Below are 17,946 nucleotides of genomic sequence, written 5' to 3'. Positions count from 1 at the left end.
ATAATGCAGATGCCACAAATGGCGAAAGACGTTCTCATGAGCGGCTTTATCGCCTCAGCCAGTGTTGCCGTCAAGTCGCAACTTTCGGCAAAAGAGCCGCTGGATCACAGGTAATGACGCGGTGAAACATTTTATTAAACATCTCGGCACAGTCATGAAACATTCACCGGCTAGATCAGCAGATGTCACGATTTGGTCGGATTCGACCAGCAAACGCGGACACGAAGACGTTACCAGGGAAGAGAAAAATGCCTCGAGCCAAGCAGGACTCCAGCAGCGCCAAGCAACCGGCGCTCGCCAGTCAATACCGGGCGATTGGCCCGGCCGCGATCGTCGCCGCCCTTCTCCACACAGCGAAGAAGAAGAAGCCGGTGCAGAAGATCACCTCGCCGCGCGCTGCCTGATGTGACGTGCGGCCGGCGGGTTCGCCAGGAAATGGCAGCGCCGGCAATGAAGGCGCTGAAGCGCCCCAGAAAATAGCAGCTACTGCTGAAACAAGCTCATCTGACTGTCGTCGGCGCCCGGCTTCCGGCGCCTGGCCTTCTCGAGCTCCGGCCACCTTTCCTGAATCTCCGGCCCGGTGTTGACGACCTTGTTGACGAGGTCGGAAACCGGGACGGCCTCGAAGAAATCGAGTTGTGCCGGTTTGAGGAGGTCGGCCACGTCGCGCGGCTCGAGCGTGCGGCAATCCAGCCAGCGGGCGAAATCCTGCGTGTCTATCACCACTGGCATGCGGTCGTGGATATGGGCAATGTCGGCATTGGCGTTGACGGTCAGGATGGCGCCGGTGTCCATCTCCGAGCCGCCCGGCTCGGCATAGCTCTCGATCAGTCCGGCGAAGGCGACAAGCCCGCCATGCTTCGGCCGCACCCAATAGGGCTGTCCCCGCTTGCCGCCTGATTGACGCCATTCGTAGAAGCCTGAAGCCGGCACCAAAGCGCGGCGGTGGCGCATGGCGGCGCGAAACGAGGCCTTTTGCGCGGCTCCCTCCGAGCGCGCGTTGAACAGCAAAGGAAACTCACGCGTGTCCTTCACCCACGCCGGGATCAGCCCCCAGCGCACCAGCATCGGCTGCCGGTCTTGCAGGTTCGAGTCTGGCAGGTTCGAGCCTGGCGCTCGCGGCAAGCCTGCAATCGCCATCAGCACCGGCTGCGTCGGTGCGATGTTGTAGCGGGGCGGGAAATCCTCCAGTTCTGGCAGACCGAGAAAAGCGGCGGCCCGGTCCGGCGTGGCGGTCAAGGCGAAGCGTCCGCACATATGCTGAAACTCGTTGGATTGGTCGGTTGTGAAGGTGGGGATGGAACCGGCGTTGCGCAACCGCTAATGCTTGCTCTCGCCGACCGGTCCACAACCGGCTGCGGCAAATGGCGATCGGAGATCCATGGACGAGATGCGCAAAATACTCCCGGCTGTATCGGTCGCCATTGTCCGCGGCGACACGGTGCTGCTGGTCAAGCGGGCGCGGCAGCCTTCGCAAGGATTCTACGCGTTTCCAGGCGGCAAGGTCGAGGCCGGCGAAACGCTGGAACAAGCCGCGCAGCGCGAATTGCTGGAGGAAACCGGGTTGCATGCGCACAAATACCGCCGCCTTCGGGAAATCCACATCGACGGCGGCAGCGACGGGCACCCGGTCGACTATCTGCTGACGGTATTCGGCGCCACCTATGCCGGCGGCGAGCCCGTGGCCAGCGACGACGCCGAGACCGCCGCCTTCTATACACTCAGCGAAATGACGGCGCTGCCGATTGCCGCTTCGGTGTTTGCCGTTGCCGACGAATTGCTCAGGAATACAGGCGCGTAACCTCCAAAATCGCCTTGCAGGCGACAAATTGTTTGGCCACATAGGTTTATGATCCGCGCATCGGTTTTCCTTGCAGCTTGCCTCGCCGCCAGTACGGCAATCGGGGCGCGGCCGGCCATGGCCGCCGAGTCGCCGTTCGAGCCGGGGCTGATGCGGCTGGCCGAGGTGCTTGGGTCGCTGCATTTTCTGCGTAATCTGTGCGGCGAGAAGGGCGACCAATGGCGGGTCGAGATGGAGAAGCTGATTGCTTCGGAAAACCCGAACCCGGAGCGGCGCGCCCGCTTCATCGCCAGCTTCAACCGCGGCTACCGCTCCTTTGGCGGCACCTACACACAGTGTACCGCCTCGGCGACCGAAGCCATCAGCCGCTACATGAAGGAAGGCGAGACGCTGTCGCGCGACATCGCCTCGCGCTACGGCAACTGAGCCTGGCTCGCCCTGCTTGTGTCCCGGCCCGCTTGTGTCTGGTGGCGTCTTGGTGCAATTGTTGTGTTGCACTTCTGCAACGGTGTTAACAAAACGTTACGGCACGGATGTGGAATTAACTCAAACTGAAGGTTTTCATCCCGCTCGCCGGCCTAATCGGCTAAGTTTTGAATCGGATCGAACGCAGGTTTGCAAAACGTAACGAACCCTTGTCGAAACGACCCTAGAAATGTCGTATTTACAAGTACTTACTTAACCTGCGAGTAAAAGGGACAGCCCAAGCCTGATCCGCATCCGCCGGATCGCCGCTTGAAAAGGGTGGACATCGCAATGGAACATGGCGTCAACGACATCGACGCGCTGGTCAGGGAAGAAAAGCGCCTGACTGCAGTGGAAAGCCACAGCGAGGCCTGGGCGGAAGGGCTTTCGGCCGGAATCGAGACGGAAATCATCGCCGAGGCGGCCCTCGAAACCGCGTTCGGCGAGATGCTGCGCGCCAATGGCGAGACCTCAGCCCTTGCCTTGCTCGACCGCATGCGTGAAAAGGTGATAGCTGGGGCCTTCGAGCCGGGACGGCTGCGGCACTGATTGGCATAAGGCTCTTCGATGACGGCGTGCCGCTTGTGCGTCATGCCCCGGGCACCTGGGCGGGCCTGGGCAGCTGGACGGAATCATGGAGAGGCAGGCGGTGAATTTTTCGACGTCAGGCCAGCCGCGTGGCTTGGCCCTCAGCATCCGGCTTGCCGCTTTTTGCGCCGCGTTTCCGCTGGCGCTTTGCCTCGCAATCAGCCCCGCCTATGCTTTGAGTGAAATCAAGCGCGAGGACCTGCCCTCGCCAGTCACGCCGCCCGCCGACGACGACATGTCGCCGCCCGGAACCGCGGTGCCGACGCCCGGCCCGCTCGGCGCGACGCCGCCTGCGGCGAGCCAACCGACGCCACCCGACGAACGGGAACAGGTCGAACCGGGCGGGCCAACAGACGATGGTGGCATAGCCAATCCGCAAGTCGACCCGGATGAACCCTTGCCCGAGGTCGTCTACGATCTCGGCAAGCTGCCGGAGCCGGTCAGGCGCATGCACGATTTGATTATCGGGGCCTGCAAGAGCGGTGACATCGAAAAACTCCGGCCGCTGATCGGCCAGGGCGATGCGATGACCCAATTGTCGCTGGCCGAGATCGAAGGCGATCCGATCACCTTCCTGAAAGGGCTTTCGGGCGACGCGGAAGGCCAGGAAATCCTCGCCATCCTGGAAGAGGTGCTCAGTGCCGGCTATGTCCATGTCGATGTCGGCACGCCGCAGGAGCTCTATGTCTGGCCATATTTCTTCGCGCTGCCGCTGGACAAGCTCGACGCCAGGCAGCGGGTCGAGCTGTTCAAGATCGTCACCGCCGGCGACTATGACAGCATGAAGCAGTTCGGCGCCTACATCTTCTACCGCGTCGGCATCACCCCGGATGGACAGTGGACGTTCTTCGTCGCCGGAGACTGAGCGGCATAGCCTCTCCTACCCTCAAGCCCGCGCAGAGCATCGGAGTGGATACCGGTTTTGGGAAAATCCGATGCTCAAACAGAAGATAAGCGGCGGGACGATGCGATTTGAAAGTCCGCCGCTCTATACCGCCAGCGCCTCGGAAAACTCCACCGCACTGCCCTGTCCGGGTGTGACGATCTCGCCTTCCCACATCACGCGCCGGCCGCGCACGATCGTGCCGACCGGCCAGCCGGTGACTTGCCGGCCGTCGTAAGGCGTCCAGCCGGCCTTCGAGCCTGCCTGCGCATTGGTGATGGTCTCGCGGCGCTTCAGATCGACGATCGTGAAATCGGCGTCGTGGCCGGCGGCGATGCGGCCTTTCCTGGCCATGCCGAAGATACGCTGCGGGCCGTGGCTGGACAGGTCGACGAAACGCTGCAACGTCAGCCGGCCGGCATTGACGTGATCGAGCATGATCGGCACCAGCGTCTGCACGCCGGTCATGCCCGACGGCGAGGCCGGGTAGGGTTTCGCCTTCTCGGCCAGCGTGTGCGGGGCGTGGTCGGAACCCAGCACATCGACAATGCCTTGCGCAATGCCGCGCCAGATGCCGTCGCGGTGGCGCGATGCGCGCACCGGCGGGTTCATCTGGATCAGCGTGCCAAGCTGCGCATAATCGTCCGCGCTCAGCGTCAGATGATGCGGCGTCGCCTCGCAGGTCGCGACGTCCTTGTGCTGTTCGAGGAAAACAATCTCCTCGGCGGTCGAGATGTGCAGCACGTGGATGCGGGCGCGAACCTGGCGCGCAATGCGCACCAGGCGCTCGGTGCAGCGTAAGGCGGCGATCTCGTCGCGCCACACAGGATGCGAGGCCGGGTCGCCCTCGATGCGTTCGCCGAGCCGCTCGCGCAGCCGGAATTCGTCCTCGGAATGGAAGGCCGCACGGCGGCGCGTATTCCTCAGAATCGAGGCAACGCTTTTATCGTCCTCGACCAAAAGGTCACCGGTCGACGAGCCCATGAACACTTTTATGCCGGCAGCACCGGGTAGCCGCTCAAGGTCGCCGGCGTCCTTTGCGTTCTCGCGGGTGCCACCGACCCAGAAGGCAAAGTCGCAATGCATGCGGCCGGTGGCACGCCGAACCTTGTCGGCAAGCGCTGCTTCGCTGGTGGTCAGCGGGTTGGTGTTGGGCATCTCGAAGACGGCGGTGACGCCGCCCAGCGCCGCTGCCCGCGAACCTGTCTCCAGATCTTCCTTGTGCTCCAGCCCCGGCTCGCGGAAATGCACCTGGCTGTCGACGACGCCCGGCAGGATGTGCAGGCCGCGACAGTCGACCGTTTCGCCAGCGGAAGCCTGGCCGAGATCGCCGATAGCGGCGATGCGCCCGCCGTTGATGCCGATGTCGCGCCGGCCTTCGCCGTCGTGGTTGACCACCGTGCCGCCTGTCAGGATGAGGTCGTAGGTCGTGGCCATGCTGATCCGGTCTCTTGCGGGCGGAGTGCCAGCGGCTTACGTAATGGCCGACCGTTTTGCAAGATCAGGTTCTTTTCCGCCCATGCCCTTTGCCCAGTTGAAAGACCGCGCGCTCGTTTCCGTGTCAGGACCGGATGCCGAGAGCTTTTTGCAGAACATTCTGACCACCGACCTCGACGCGCTGGCTGCCGGCGAGGCAAAGCCGGGCGCTTTGCTGACGCCGCAAGGCAAGATTCTGTTCGACTTCTTGATCTCCCGCGCTGGCGAGAATTTGTTCCGCCTCGAATGCCGATCCGATATGTCAGACGATTTCATACGCCGGCTGATGCTCTACAAATTGCGCGCCAAGGTCGAGATCGCCAAGGCAGATCAGGGACTTGTCGCTGTTCTTTGGGGGGATGATTCAACTGCTTCGCAGTTTGATTCAACGCCGGTTGCCGATGCACGGTTCCGCGACGCAGTCGTCAATCGCTTTTATAGCGCCGCTGCCGCCGGCGGCGACCCGGCCGCATGGCAAGCTCTGCGCATCGCCCATGGGATTGCCGAAAGTGGCAGCGACTATCAGCTCGGCGACGCCTTCCCGCATGATGTGCTGCTCGACGAGACCGGCGGCGTCGGCTTCAGGAAGGGTTGCTATGTCGGCCAGGAGGTGGTTTCGCGGATGCAGCATCGCGGCACCGCCAGACGGCGGGTGCTGATCGTTTCGGCCGAACGGCCCCTGCCCGCTCCTGGCACAGAGTTGACAGTTGCAGGGCGACCGGTCGGCACGCTTGGCACGGCCGCCGGCACGGCGGGCCTCGCCATAGCCCGCATCGACCGCGTCAAGGCAGCGCTCGACTCCGGCCAGCCGATCATGGCGGATGACGTCCCGGTGTCGCTCACCATCCCGGCCTGGGCGAAATTCATCTTCCCGCAGGAACCCGTCGGCGCGGAGGAGGCCTGATGGCGGCCGACCGTCCCGGCGCGCCGCCGCGCGCCTGGCAGCGCATGCTGTCGGGCCGGCGGCTCGATCTGCTCGACCCCTCGCCGCTCGACATCGAGATTTCGGACATCGCCCATGGGCTTGCCCGCGTCGCCCGCTGGAATGGCCAGACCATCGGCGATCACGCCTTTTCCGTCGCCCAGCATTCGCTGCTGGTCGAGGCGCTTTTCGGCGAGCTGGTGCCGGACGCCCCAGCCGATGCGCGGCTGGCGGCTTTGCTGCACGACGCGCCGGAATATGTCATCGGCGACATGATCTCACCGTTCAAATCGGTGATGGGCGGCAGCTACAAGGAGTGCGAGCTGAGGCTGCAGCGTGCCATCCATCTGCGCTTTTTGCTGCCGGTCGAACCGGTTGCGGGCCTGCGCAAGGAGATCAAGCGCGCCGACCAGATCGCCGCCTATTTCGAGGCGACGCTGCTTGCCGGTTTTTCGACCGCCGAGGCGACCGAATTCTTCGGCCGGCCGCGCGGCTTCAATGCCAACCGCTTCGATTTCACTCCGCGTTCGGTGACCTGGGCGCAAAACGCGTTTCTCAAACGGTATGCGGCAATCGAGAAATCGCGGCGCCAAACAGCGCAGCCGGCCGACTGAAAAACGCTGAGGGGATACAGCGCCGTGTTCGGGCGGGGAGCCGAAGGTGTGAGCCTGCCGCGACGGATAGAAGGCTGGGGCGTCGATCGGATAGAACCCCTGCTACCGTCCCTGTCGGTCGAGCCGCTCCAGGAACCACTGCGTCAGCCGCATCCAGACCTCGTCTTTTTCGCCGGAATCTTCCCAGCCATGGTCTAGGTTGGGATTGTCGTTGACCTCTATGACGAAGACACCGTCCTTGGTCTCCTTGAGGTCGACGCCGTAGAGGCCATCGCCGATGCAGCGCGCCGCCCTCACCGCCGTCTCGACGACATGGGCCGGCGCCTCCTTCAAGGTGAAGGTCTTGATGCCGCCCTGGTCGGGCTTGCCGTTGGCCTTGTGGTTGACGATCTGCCAGTGCTTCTTGGCCATCAGGTAGTGCACGGCAAACAGAGGCTGGCCGCCGAGCACGCCGACGCGCCAGTCATATTGGGTCGGAATGAATTTCTGTGCGATCAGGAGATCGGAATCCTCCAGCCATTCGGTGGCAAGCGTCTTCAGCTCCTCAAAGGTAGCGCATTTCTTGACTCCGCGTGAAAACGACGAGTCCGGGATTTTCAGCACCAGCGGAAAGCCCAGCGTCTGCGCCGCCACTTCAAGGTCCGAGATGCCGGCGATCATCACCGTCGGCGGCACCGGCACCTTGTTGTAGGTCATCAGCTCGTTGAGATAGACCTTGTTGGTGCAGCGGATCATCGACAGCGGATCATCGATGACCGGCATGCCTTCCTGCTGGGCGCGGCGCGCGAAGCGGTAGGTGTGATTGGAGATCGAAGTCGTCTCGCGGATGAACAGCGCGTCGTAGTTGGCGAGCTTGGCCAGATCCTTTTTGGTGATCGGCTCGATTTCGACGCCCATCTTCTCGGCGATCTTGGCCCAATAGCGCAGTGACGAGATCTCCGATGGCGGCAACTCCTCATGCGGATCGACCAGCGTGGCGAAGGTGTAGCGCGCCGGCGTGCGGCCCTTGGTGTCACGCCACTCGCGGCTGGTGTAGGTCTCGAGGCACTGAAGAAAGCGCTTTTCTTCCTCCTCGGTCATCCTGGCCAGCGGATGGAAGCCGATCTTGCGGATCGACGCCCATTCGGCGCTGTCCGTGATATGGACTTCCAGCGCCGGCGCCCGGAACCAGTCGAACAAAAGCTTGGCGAAGCGATCCCAAATCCTCGACGAGCCGATGCCGAAAAAGATGCAGACTTTTTGCGGAAAGGCTCCGCCCAGATCCTTACGGCATTTGTTGAGCGCGAGTTCCAGTTCCGGCAGCGCATGCTCGTAGAGCTTGCGCTCGGACAGGTCGATCATCGTCTCGACCGTCGGAATGACCTTGTGACCGCGCGAACCGGCGAGCAGCGAGGCATAGTAGCCGCGGCTTTGGTAGCCGTAATTGTTCGACAGGTTGATGACTTTCGGCCGTTGGCCGCGAAACAGCGCCGGATGCGCAAGATAGTCGCGATTGGTGATGATCTTGTGCGGTGTCGCCACCTGATCGAGATCGTTCTGCCGGCCGGTAAGGATGACCCAGGTCATTGTCTTCAGCGCTTTCCGAGGATTATGGAGGCACGCAATCCATCGCGGCCGAATTGCGCCATGTTCATGAAGATGCCGTAAGGCACCGGAATGTTGGCGGCATCAAGGATGGTCTCCTGTCTCTCGTCTTCGACCCAGGGATCGTGGATCAGGATATGGTCGCCATCGTCGCCGATGGCCAGCACCCAGTGCGGAACCTTCTTGCCGAACATAAGGAAGCCGCTGATCAGGACCAACACCAGTTTTCCTTCTGCGATTGCGGTGCGGATATCGTCGATGGCGAATGGACGGTAATTCACCGGGATGCCGTAACGTTCCGCGCGCCGGCGAAAGTCGACCTGCGCCAGTTCCATCACGCGCCGCTTGTCTTGGCTGCGCACCGACTGCAGGAACAGCGCACCATGGAAGGAGACATATATCTCGGCAGAGAGCCCGCTTTCGTGGCCGGCAACGGCGAGGCCGAACGGCTCGCAGCCGCCCGGCCCCGACATCATGAAAACGGTGGTCGACTCGCGCCACAAACGGATTTCCATCACCGGATCGGGCACGAAGCCGGCATCGAAATTGGCCATCGCCATCATCAGGCAGCACGGGCCGCACGTGAAATCGCAGGTCTGCTGGTAAAACGGCACCCTGGTGGCGACCGGAATGTCGCCGCGCAGGGTCTTTTCGTAGCGCAGCGCCGTGGCGCCGTCCTCGTAATAGCCCGGTTCGCGGCCGATCTTGCGGTAGCCGCTCTGCTCGTAAATGCGGATGGCTCGGCTGTTGTCCTCGCGCACCTCGAGACGCAGCATCATGCGGTTGTGCTCGAAGGCGGCTTCCTCGGCCCGTTTCAACAGCATGCGGCCAATGCCGAGTCCGCCGAAAAGCGGACCGGTGGCAATGGAATAGAGCCGCGCGACTCCGCTGCCCTTGCGAAACAGCACGACCGCATAGCCGGCGATGCGGCCGTCGTTTTCGGCAACCAGCATCTCGGCGGTCTCGCGTTCGATCAACTGACGAAAGGACCGGCGGGAAATGCGGTCGCCAGAGAAAACAGCTTTTTCGATCGCCGCGAGGTCATCGACGTCGGACGCGCGGGCCGTGCGGATCTCGGCAGGCATGCGGGCTTGGAAAACCTCGATTGGATTCTTGGAAAGGCCTGGTCAGAAGTGTCGACAACACAGCCGAAGCACCAGCATCCGTCAAGCGCTATCGCACCTCGATTCTGTAGACGCAAGCTTTGAAAACAGCGCAGCTCAGCTGGCAAGCCCGGCGACAAGCTGGCTGTAGGCGCTCTTCGCCACTGCAGCCAGCTGCGCGCGCGGCAGCGAGCCGACGACGGCGCAGCCATAGCCCTTGTCCAACCAGTAGACGGCCTCGGGGCCGTTCTCTTCCGACCCATAGGTGCCCTTGGCCTTCTCGGCCGATTCGGCCGTGACGAACAGCGAGATGCGCTCGCCCTTGTCGTCCTCATAGAGCAACATCGCGGCCTTGCTCTCGCCAGCGGGCAGCAGCCGACCGCCGACGAGCTGGAATCCTTGCGCCGCCAGATCCGGTGCGACCAGCTTCAGGCCGACCCTATTGGACAGCCAGGTCTGCAGATGATCCTTGTCGCTGGCCGGCACTTCCACGGCATGCCGCTGCTCGGCGGCATAGATGACATGGGCTGCGATCGCCTGTTCGGCGAGTTGGTCCTCGGCCGGATCTTCCAGACCGAGTTGGTCGATGCCGGCGACATAACCGCCGACACCGCCAATGGCCAGCATCGCCGCTGCGGCAGCCGCCCGCCACCAGCGCGAGCTCGATGCCGCCGTCTTGACCGGCCCCTCGCCGAACACGATATTTTGCAACCGCGCAGGCACCGGCTCGTCGACCACGCCAGCGAAGGCGGCGCGCAGCGCTGCGCGGTCGGCGACATAGCGGGCGCTCCTCGCCTTCATTTCAGGATTGGCCTCGAGCCAGGCATCATAAGCCACGCGCTCGTCAACCGGCAGCTCGTCATCGAGGGCCATATGGATGTCGCGTTCGGAAAAGTCGCGCCGGGTCATTTCTCGACGATCCTTATCGCCCGGCGACGCGCGGCATCATCCAGCAACCCGCGCAATTCGTCACGCCCGCGCGCGATGCGCGACATCAGCGTGCCGGCCGGCACGCCGAGGATGTTGGCGGCCTCGGCATAGGAAAAGCCTTCGATGGCGACCATGACCAGTGCTGCGCGCCGATCGGGGCTGATCGCCTGCAACGCGTCGATGATCTCGCGCGAGGAGATGCTCTCCACCTGCTCAGCGGGCGCTGCCTGCGCCTCGCGCGCTTCCAGCGGCAGCATCGCTGCTTCGCCGCGCCGGTTCACCTTGCGCATCTGGTCGATGAACAAATGATGCATGATCGTAAACAGCCACCTCCTGGGGCTTTCTCCAGTCTGCCAATTGTCGAGCCGCACAAGCGCCCGTTCGAGACAGTCCTGAACGAGATCGTCGGCGGAATCGCGATCGCGCAGCAGCGAGCGCGCATAACGGCGCAGGCGTGGTATCTCGCCAAGGATTGCTGCCTTCTTTTCGTCCATGACCGCTGGTTCTGAGGTCGCCCTTGTTCATCCGATTGAACGCGCCTTCACGGCGCGGCGCAAGCGGCCAGCGCGAAGCGGTCCGCCGCCCCGGTCACCCAAGCAATGCAATAACGTTGCCGGCGGGGAATTTATTCCCGGTGGGATTGAGAGGCAAAGCAGAGTCCTCCTATCGCGGGCGACGCAACAAGGCCCCGATAACCCGCCGTGGCATGTGCGGAAGGCGCAGCGATCCAGAATCGAGCCGCCGAGTTCCTTCGCACCCTCCAGCGCTGCGAAATATCCCACGCCGTATTGGGACTCACAGTTGAACCGCCCAGACCGGGCTCGCCAACGTCAGTCTTCCCATGCCTCGTCAGTAAATGCCTTCATGTCGAAGTTGGGATCGGACGGCCCCAACGCGGCACACTTCTCCTGCCACACCGCAATCCTGTCACGTAAAGGCTTGCAGACGTGGTTACGCTCAAGTTCATGCAAAAGTGCAATCCGCACTGCTTCCGTTTTGCTGGCGGCGTTGATCTCGCGCTGCAATTTTGTGGCCAGCGCAGCCACTTCTTTGTCGCGAATATAGAGAGGCACTTTTGAATATCTCCTGCTGATCCTTCAACTATTCCATTTATTGGACATTCAAACAGCTGATCCCTTCGCCGCTCTTGTCAGCAGCCGCTGGTAGAACAGGCCGATGCCGATCAGCACCGCGCCGAGGCCGATGAAGGACAGCGCCCTCAGCACGCCTTCCAGTTCCGACATGTCGAAGAGGAACACCTTCAACACCGCGACCGAGATCAGGGCGGCCGACGCAACGCGCAGCACCTGCGACTTCAGCCAGACGCCGGCGGTGAGCAGCGCCACACCGATGATCAGCCACAGCGCGGAATAGGTGTAGGTTTCAAGCTGACCGAGGCCGCTCCACAGGCCGATGAACTCGCCCTTGAACAGCCGCCGCACCGACAGCGTCGCATAGACGAAGGCGAGCAGCGCCGCCACCAGCGCCAGCATCGCGGCATACCATTTCGGCCGCTTGTCACGTGCGTAAAGCGCGAGCGCCCCGGCAGCGAGGGCCGGCAAGAGATAGGCGAGGAACAGCAGGTTGAACACCGGGATCCGGCCGGTTGATTCGTCGGTAAACAGCGGGTTCAGCGCCACAAAATGCTGGATGACGATGAAGGCAACCGAGACGACGCCCGCGGCAAGCGAACCATAGCGCAGCACCAAACTTGGCGAGCGCATGTCGACGGCGACCAGGATGGCGCCGGCGCCGATGGCGATCAGCGTGTAGATCGCCTGCTCGGCGAGCGTCGCAGCACCCATGTCGATGACGCCGCCATGCATGGCATGGCGCACCAGTATGGCAACCGTGAGCACTGCAAACAGCGCTGCGCCCGCTTCCATGGCGAGGCGTGGCCGGCCATTTGTGGTGCGGGCGAGTTGCCAGGCGGCGAAGCCGAAGGCAAGCGCCGGCACGCCGTAGCCCGGCAGCAGCCAGTTGAACACCGGCGTCCTCGACAGGAATTCAGCGCCGACGATTGTCGGATCGAAGGCGATGCGGCCGAGCACCGCGATGACCGCAGCGACCGAAATCCAGCCGAGCACCGGGTAGGCGCGCCAGCGGGTGGCCAGCGCCGGCACGATGGCCGCGGCACCCAGAAGCATGGTCGTCCAGCCGGACCCAAAGGCCATGTGGAGCATCAGCAAGGCAGCGACTGCTGCCCCGCCAAGCGCGAACGAGACGGCCGCACCGCCCTGCAGCGGCGGCTGTTCACCGCGCGCAATCCACTCGCCGCCGGTGGCGAAGACCACCACCAAAAGGGCTGCAACCGCCGCGTAGACAAGATCGCGGTCGAGATTGCCGAAGGTGAACCAGAGCGCCAACAGAATGACCAGCGGCGCGACAACGCCCCATGCCGCCCATGAAGCGGCGCGGATGTGAGCCGATGCAGCAAATTTGCGCGCTGCCCAGAAGCCGGCTGCGATGAGCACAAGTCCGAGAACGATGCCGATCCTGAGTATCAGCGTATCGGCAACTGCCGCCGGCAGGCCATCGACGCCGAGAGCGCCACCCGAAAAGTCTGAAACGACAGAGGTTGGCGGAATGATGCCGAGATAGACCAGAACCGTCGCCAGCCCTGCGGCGTGCAGAAGCGCCAGCGCCAGCGGTCGGTAGAGCGCTACCGCGACCAGGGCTGCGATAAGGGCTGCACCCGGCAGAGCATCGCCGGCAGCGTATGCGGGGTCGACGAACAGCGCCATCGCCGAAAGGCCGACGAAGAAGCCAGGCGCGACCGATGGCCAGTCGAAGCCCCTGGCGGGTTCTGCTTCGCCACCGCGACGGCCGAGCCAGACGAGGGCGAGCACCGCCAGGGTCACTGCATTGATAAAGAGGACGATAGGCAGGTTGGTGCCCGGCGCATCGGTCATGTAAAGAATGGTCCAGAGGCCGGTGCCGACGAACGCTGCCGCCATCAGCAATTTCCAGTCGCGCAGGCGGGCGATCACGCCGGTAGCGGCGAGCACAATCGCCAAATAGCCGAACAGCGCCCAAGGATTCGGCGCCTGCGAGGCGACCAGCATGGGCGTCACCACCGCGCCGAGCAGGCCGACACCGGCCAGCGCCTTGCCATGGACGAGGGCTGCTGCGATCGTCGCCACACCGATGGCGCCGAGCAGCGTGAAGGCGAGCGCCGGCCCGATGAAGCCGTAGACGCCATGCGCGGCATAAACCGTGCCGAACAGGATGAAAGCACCGGCCGCCGTCAGGATCGCCGGAATATAGGCGCCGGCGACTCCCTGCACCGGCACCTTGAAGCCGGTACGGCGGATGAACTCGCCGACGGCGACCAGCACCAGCCCGAGCATTGCTGCCATGCTCAGCCGCACGCCGGGACCGAAAATGCCGGCCTCGATGGTGTAGCGGATCAGAAACAGCCCGCCCAGCGCCAGCGCGATGCCGCCGACCCAGACCGCCCAGCGGGTGCCGAGCGCCGTTTCAATATCGGGTTTTTGGGCCGGTTTCGCCGTCGCGGCCACCGGTTGCGCAGGTGCAGGCCCAGCCGGCGCCGCTTCGCCCGCAGCCCACGGTCCGGATGCAGCCTCCGTGGCTTCAACCTCCGTGGGCGGCTTTTCCTCAGCAGCAGCTTCGCCCGCCGGTGGCGGGGCAATGTCGGTGACGGCCGCAATTGCCGCGTCTGCCGGCATGCTGTCGTTTGCGGCCTGTTCTACCGGCTTGGCCTGCGGCGCGGCCACATGGACGCCCGAAAGCACGAGGCTGCGCAGCGCACCAAGTTCGCGCTCGATCAGGCCGATGCGGCTCTGCTGGCGCGAGATAATGACGAACAGCGCGATGATCGCGACGAGGCCGATCAGGCTTTCGAACATGGCGGTTCCCCCAAACCAAGCCAGTAGTGACCGACAAATACGGCGGCCAGACGGCCAGCCGAGTCAGCGCCGCCAGACTGGCGAGCGGAAAGACTGGCGAGCGGAAAGATCGAGCATGTTTCGGTGCCGAAAGCCAGCGGCGGCGCCTTGTATTTGTTGTCGATGATGCGCTGGAGCAATTCCAGGCCGGTATATTCAGGCGATGTCGGCGTGTGGAATGGTGCCGAGGCCGGGCGGCGAGACCTGGCCTGGAAAGAGTTCCACGTCGCTCATGTAATGATTTCTCCGGCGGCGGTCTCGGCGCCAATCTCTTTGCCCGCCGCATGGTGCTTGCGTAGGGCGGCGAGGAAGCCGGTGCGGGCACCGGGCGCCTCGATCCCGCGCGGCTCGTAGACATGGCGGGAAAAAAAGAAGCCGGTCAGCCGGAAGGCGTCCTCGATCGCCGCCGGATCGGCGCGCAGCCCGGAGCCGCGCTGCAGGAATTCGGGGAGCACCAGCATCTTGTCGCGCCATGGCGCGCCTGCGGCGCGCGACACGGCGCGCCCGGACTTCGGCGAGACATAGGCAAGGTCCTGCCTGGCGCCGGTCGCGGCACACTGGCTGAGATCGAGGCCGAAGCCGAGTTCGTCGAGAATCAGCAATTCGAAGCGCGCCACCAGCTCGCCGGCGGCGTCCGCATCGTCGAGATGGGCGATCATCACGGCCAGCGTCTCGTAGAGACCGTCATGCGCGTCGCGCTCGGGCAGCAGGCGCAGATGCGCCGCCATGGTCTGCAGCCCATAGATGGCGACGGCGCTGTCCATGAGCCGGGCGGCGTTCATCTCGATCGCCTCGGCCTGGAAGGTGCCCAGATGCTCGTCGAGTCGCGCCCGCCACAACAGGTCGACGCGGTTGCCGGGCTGCAGAACCGGCTGCTGCTTGCGCGAGCGGCCGCCGCGCACAAGGCCGAGGTGGCGGCCGTGCGCACGGGTCATGACCTCAAGAATGGCGCTGGTTTCGCCATGCTTGCGGGTGCCGAGAATAATTCCCTCGTCGCGCCATTCCATGAACGTAGCTTGTCATCGCTTCGGCGGTGAAATCAAGTTTTTCAGGCGCTGTGTGGGTGCCCTCCGCGGCGATCCGCGCGGAGGTGATCGGCAAGCACTTCATCGATCACGCGTCGCGACTTTTCAACCTCAATTGGATTGATGTCTATATGGCCGGCGACCGTAATCAGCGCTTTCCATAGCGTCCAGCCACGGCCTCGCGCCCAGGTTGCCTCATCGGCCTGAAGACCGGCGCGAAACACCTCTCGGCTTTTCCCTTCGAAGAGCGTCCACGCAATCGCCAAGTCGCACGAGGGATCGCCCACGCCTGAAGTTCCAAAGTCGATCACGGCGCTCAAAGCACCTTGCCTGACCAACAGGTTTCCCCAACTGACGTCGCCGTGGAACCAGACGGGCGCGCCGTGCCATGTCGCGGCAAGCGCTGCTTCCCACACCGCGCTCGCGGCGACCGTGTCGATCTTGCCGTCGAGGGTTGCAATTGCTTGCCGGGTCTCACCGTCATAGACGCTCAGTGGTCCGCCGCGAAAAAAATTGTGCTGCCCTGGCGCCGGTCCACCGGCGGGATCGATCCGTTGCAGGGCGACCTGGAACTGGGCCAGGCCGGCCGCGAATTGCGGCAGGCTGGCAATACGCTCCAGCGTCGCCGTCTCGCCTTCGATCCAGCGGTAGACGGACCAATGCCAGGGATAGTCATCGACCGGGGCTCCCATCGCCAGCGGGACAGGGACAGGCAGCGGCAGCAGAGGCGCAAGCCTTGGCAGCCAGCGATGTTCCTTTTCGACCTGCAAGGCATAGGCCGCCGCACTCGGCAGCCTCACCAGCATATGGTCTCCGAGATGAAAGGTCCTGTTGTCCCATCCGCCTGATGCAACCGGCCGGACAGCAAGATCCTTCCATCGGGGAAATTGGGTGGCGACCAACGGGCTCACGAGGGCTGTGCCGATAGTGACTTCTGGTTCGAGCATGATCTTTTCCGAAAACCGGCTCCCACTTTTCGGGACATGCTCTAATGCGGAAAATCCAGCCCCATCTCGCGATAGCGCTCGGGGTCGTCGCCCCAGTTCTCGCGCACCTTGACGAACAGGAAAAGATGCACCTTCTGTTCAAGGATACCGGATATCTCCATGCGTGCCGCCTGGCCGATGGCACGGATCGTCTCGCCCTTGTGGCCGAGCACGATCTTCTTCTGGCTGTCACGCTCGACATAGATGGTCTGGTCGATGCGCACCGAGCCGTCCTTCTTCTCTTCCCATTTCTCGGTCTCGATATGGGAGGAATAGGGCAGTTCCTGATGCAGCCTGAGATAGAGCTTTTCTCGGGTGATCTCGGCCGCCAGCTGACGCATCGGCAAGTCGGAGATCTGGTCTTCCGGGTAATACCAGGGGCCGGTAGGCAGGGTTTCCGAGAGATAGTCGAGCACGTCCTTGCAGCCCGACCCGGTTAGCGCCGAGACCATGAAGGTGCGCTTGAACGGCACTCTTTCATTCGCTGCCGCGGACAGGGCCAGCAGCGCCTCGGGCTTGACCCGGTCGACCTTGTTGAGGATCAGCACCATCGGCTGGCGGACATCCTTCAGCCGTTCGAGGATCGCGTCGGCGTCGCCCCTGATGCCGCGCTCGGCGTCGATCAGCAGCAGCACGATGTCGGCGTCCTTGGCGCCGCCCCAGGCGGTCGTCACCATCGCCGTGTCCAACCGCCGCTTCGGCTTGAAGATGCCCGGGGTGTCGACGAAGACGATCTGTGCGTTGTTGTGGATGGCGATGCCGCGCACGATGGCGCGCGTCGTCTGCACCTTGTGGGTGACGATCGACACCTTGGCGCCGACCAGTTGGTTGACCAGCGTCGATTTCCCCGCATTGGGCGCGCCGATCAACGCGACGAAGCCAGAATGCGTGGTGGCGGCTTCTGTTGCCGGCGGCGGGAGGTCTTCGGTGGCGGTCATGCCGCGCTCCCCTTGTTTAGCCAGACGCCTTCGCGCAACAGCAGTGCGGTCGCGGCGGCTTGCTCGGCCTCGCGCTTGGAGCGCCCGCTGCCGCTCGCCGGCGGATAGGCGCCGACCTTGACGCTGACGGTGAACAGCGGATCGTGGTCCGGTCCCTCGCGGCTGTCAATTATGTAGACCGGCACGGCGCCTGCCGCCTGATGCGCCCATTCCTGCAGTTCGGTCTTGGCATCGCGGCGGGCGGCACCGATGGCCTGCGAGCGCGGCCGCCAGTATTTGTGGATGAAGGCGCGGGCCGCCTCCAGCCCGCCGTCGAGATAGAGCACGGCGATCAGCGATTCCAGCGCATCAGCCCGCAGATTGACGCGTTTGCGCCCGTCCAGGCCGCGTACGTCCGAGCCGGCACGGATCAGTTCCGGCAGGCCGATCTCCTCAGCGATGTCCGCCAGCACCTCGGCATTGACCAGCGCGTTGAGCCGGAGCGACAGCTCACCTTCGGCAGCATCAGGATACGCGGCCAGCAGCATGTCGGCGACGACCAGGCCGAGGACGCGGTCGCCCAGGAACTCGAAACGCTCATAGTCGATGCCGGCATGGCTGCTGCGGGCGCTGGCATGGGTCAGCGCGCGCTGCAAGCGCAGTCGATCGGCAAAGGCGTGGCCGGTGCGCTCCATGAGCGCTTCGGCGAGCGCGTCGACGGTCAGCCGTTTTGTCGCCACCATG

At 63.8% G+C, this 17,946-nt stretch carries 19 protein-coding genes; 7 read left to right on the top strand and 12 right to left on the bottom strand.

The features are described 5' to 3' along the window. Positions 1-248 precede the first annotated feature (248 nt). A complete protein-coding gene (locus AC0L15_RS15540; protein ID WP_023800743.1) occupies positions 249-404 on the top strand; it encodes a hypothetical protein in 156 nt (51 codons plus the stop codon). 79 nt (positions 405-483) lie between these two features. On the opposite strand, the gene AC0L15_RS15535 is transcribed toward AC0L15_RS15540, so the two are convergent. After that, positions 484-1,257, bottom strand: a complete 774-nt coding sequence (locus tag AC0L15_RS15535; RefSeq protein WP_287244148.1) for an SOS response-associated peptidase — start codon at positions 1,255-1,257, stop codon at positions 484-486. Positions 1,258-1,381: 124 nt separating this feature from the next. Here AC0L15_RS15535 and AC0L15_RS15530 point away from each other — a divergent pair, with 124 nt between their 5' ends. From AC0L15_RS15530 to AC0L15_RS15515, 4 genes are all read left to right on the top strand, one after another. Beyond that, entirely contained in the window at positions 1,382-1,801 is a 420-nt protein-coding gene (locus AC0L15_RS15530) for an NUDIX hydrolase (RefSeq protein ID WP_027152709.1), read from the top strand. Between the two features lie 48 nt (positions 1,802-1,849). Continuing rightward, entirely contained in the window at positions 1,850-2,227 is a 378-nt protein-coding gene (locus tag AC0L15_RS15525) for a TIGR02301 family protein (RefSeq protein ID WP_027152710.1), read from the top strand. 330 nt (positions 2,228-2,557) lie between these two features. Beyond that, entirely contained in the window at positions 2,558-2,815 is a 258-nt protein-coding gene (locus AC0L15_RS15520; protein WP_023800747.1) for a hypothetical protein, read from the top strand. Positions 2,816-2,915: 100 nt separating this feature from the next. Next, the gene (locus tag AC0L15_RS15515) at positions 2,916-3,719 is read left to right on the top strand and encodes a hypothetical protein (protein ID WP_287229971.1); all 804 of its coding nucleotides are present in this window, start codon (positions 2,916-2,918) and stop codon (positions 3,717-3,719) included. 123 nt (positions 3,720-3,842) lie between these two features. On the opposite strand, the gene AC0L15_RS15510 is transcribed toward AC0L15_RS15515, so the two are convergent. Continuing rightward, a complete protein-coding gene (locus AC0L15_RS15510; protein ID WP_473496551.1) occupies positions 3,843-5,174 on the bottom strand; it encodes a dihydroorotase in 1,332 nt (443 codons plus the stop codon). An 82-nt stretch (positions 5,175-5,256) separates the two neighbouring features. Here AC0L15_RS15510 and ygfZ point away from each other — a divergent pair, with 82 nt between their 5' ends. Both ygfZ and AC0L15_RS15500 read left to right on the top strand, forming a co-directional pair. Beyond that, positions 5,257-6,117, top strand: coding sequence for a CAF17-like 4Fe-4S cluster assembly/insertion protein YgfZ (gene ygfZ, locus AC0L15_RS15505; RefSeq protein WP_287245593.1), 861 nt, complete (start codon positions 5,257-5,259; stop codon positions 6,115-6,117). Beyond that, a complete protein-coding gene (locus AC0L15_RS15500; RefSeq protein WP_473496550.1) occupies positions 6,117-6,749 on the top strand; it encodes an HD domain-containing protein in 633 nt (210 codons plus the stop codon). Before ygfZ ends, AC0L15_RS15500 begins: the two co-directional genes overlap by 1 nt. A gap of 102 nt (positions 6,750-6,851) precedes the next feature. Here AC0L15_RS15500 and AC0L15_RS15495 read toward each other — a convergent pair whose 3' ends face one another. The 10 genes from AC0L15_RS15495 to rnc form a co-directional block, all read right to left on the bottom strand. Next, a complete protein-coding gene (locus tag AC0L15_RS15495) occupies positions 6,852-8,315 on the bottom strand; it encodes a RimK family protein (RefSeq protein WP_287244155.1) in 1,464 nt (487 codons plus the stop codon). A 5-nt stretch (positions 8,316-8,320) separates the two neighbouring features. Continuing rightward, complete coding sequence (locus tag AC0L15_RS15490; RefSeq protein ID WP_287244157.1) at positions 8,321-9,418, bottom strand: peptidase C39 family protein; 1,098 nt, start codon at positions 9,416-9,418, stop codon at positions 8,321-8,323. Between the two features lie 135 nt (positions 9,419-9,553). After that, the gene (locus tag AC0L15_RS15485) at positions 9,554-10,345 is read right to left on the bottom strand and encodes an anti-sigma factor family protein (protein ID WP_287244158.1); all 792 of its coding nucleotides are present in this window, start codon (positions 10,343-10,345) and stop codon (positions 9,554-9,556) included. Further along, positions 10,342-10,860, bottom strand: a complete 519-nt coding sequence (locus AC0L15_RS15480; RefSeq protein ID WP_287244160.1) for a sigma-70 family RNA polymerase sigma factor — start codon at positions 10,858-10,860, stop codon at positions 10,342-10,344. The genes AC0L15_RS15485 and AC0L15_RS15480 overlap by 4 nt, the downstream gene beginning before the upstream one ends. Before the next feature lie 336 nt (positions 10,861-11,196). Further along, on the bottom strand, positions 11,197-11,439 hold the full coding sequence (locus tag AC0L15_RS15475; RefSeq protein WP_287244161.1) for a type II toxin-antitoxin system VapB family antitoxin: 243 nt from the start codon (positions 11,437-11,439) through the stop codon (positions 11,197-11,199). A 48-nt stretch (positions 11,440-11,487) separates the two neighbouring features. After that, positions 11,488-14,235 carry a DUF2339 domain-containing protein gene (locus tag AC0L15_RS15470; protein ID WP_287244162.1) on the bottom strand — a complete coding sequence of 916 codons (2,748 nt, stop codon included), beginning with the start codon at positions 14,233-14,235 and terminating at the stop codon, positions 11,488-11,490. Positions 14,236-14,504: 269 nt separating this feature from the next. Continuing rightward, positions 14,505-15,281, bottom strand: a complete 777-nt coding sequence (gene recO, locus AC0L15_RS15465; RefSeq protein WP_023800760.1) for a DNA repair protein RecO — start codon at positions 15,279-15,281, stop codon at positions 14,505-14,507. A 41-nt stretch (positions 15,282-15,322) separates the two neighbouring features. After that, entirely contained in the window at positions 15,323-16,246 is a 924-nt protein-coding gene (locus tag AC0L15_RS15460; RefSeq protein ID WP_287244164.1) for an aminoglycoside phosphotransferase family protein, read from the bottom strand. Between the two features lie 41 nt (positions 16,247-16,287). Continuing rightward, positions 16,288-17,223, bottom strand: coding sequence for a GTPase Era (gene era, locus AC0L15_RS15455; RefSeq protein WP_287244166.1), 936 nt, complete (start codon positions 17,221-17,223; stop codon positions 16,288-16,290). Then, complete coding sequence (gene rnc / locus AC0L15_RS15450) at positions 17,220-17,945, bottom strand: ribonuclease III (RefSeq protein ID WP_128170822.1); 726 nt, start codon at positions 17,943-17,945, stop codon at positions 17,220-17,222. The genes era and rnc overlap by 4 nt, the downstream gene beginning before the upstream one ends. Position 17,946 lies beyond the last annotated feature (1 nt).

It is taken from the genome of Mesorhizobium sp. WSM4846 (assembly GCF_055811415.1).
This window is presented reverse-complemented; position numbering and strand designations above follow the sequence as displayed.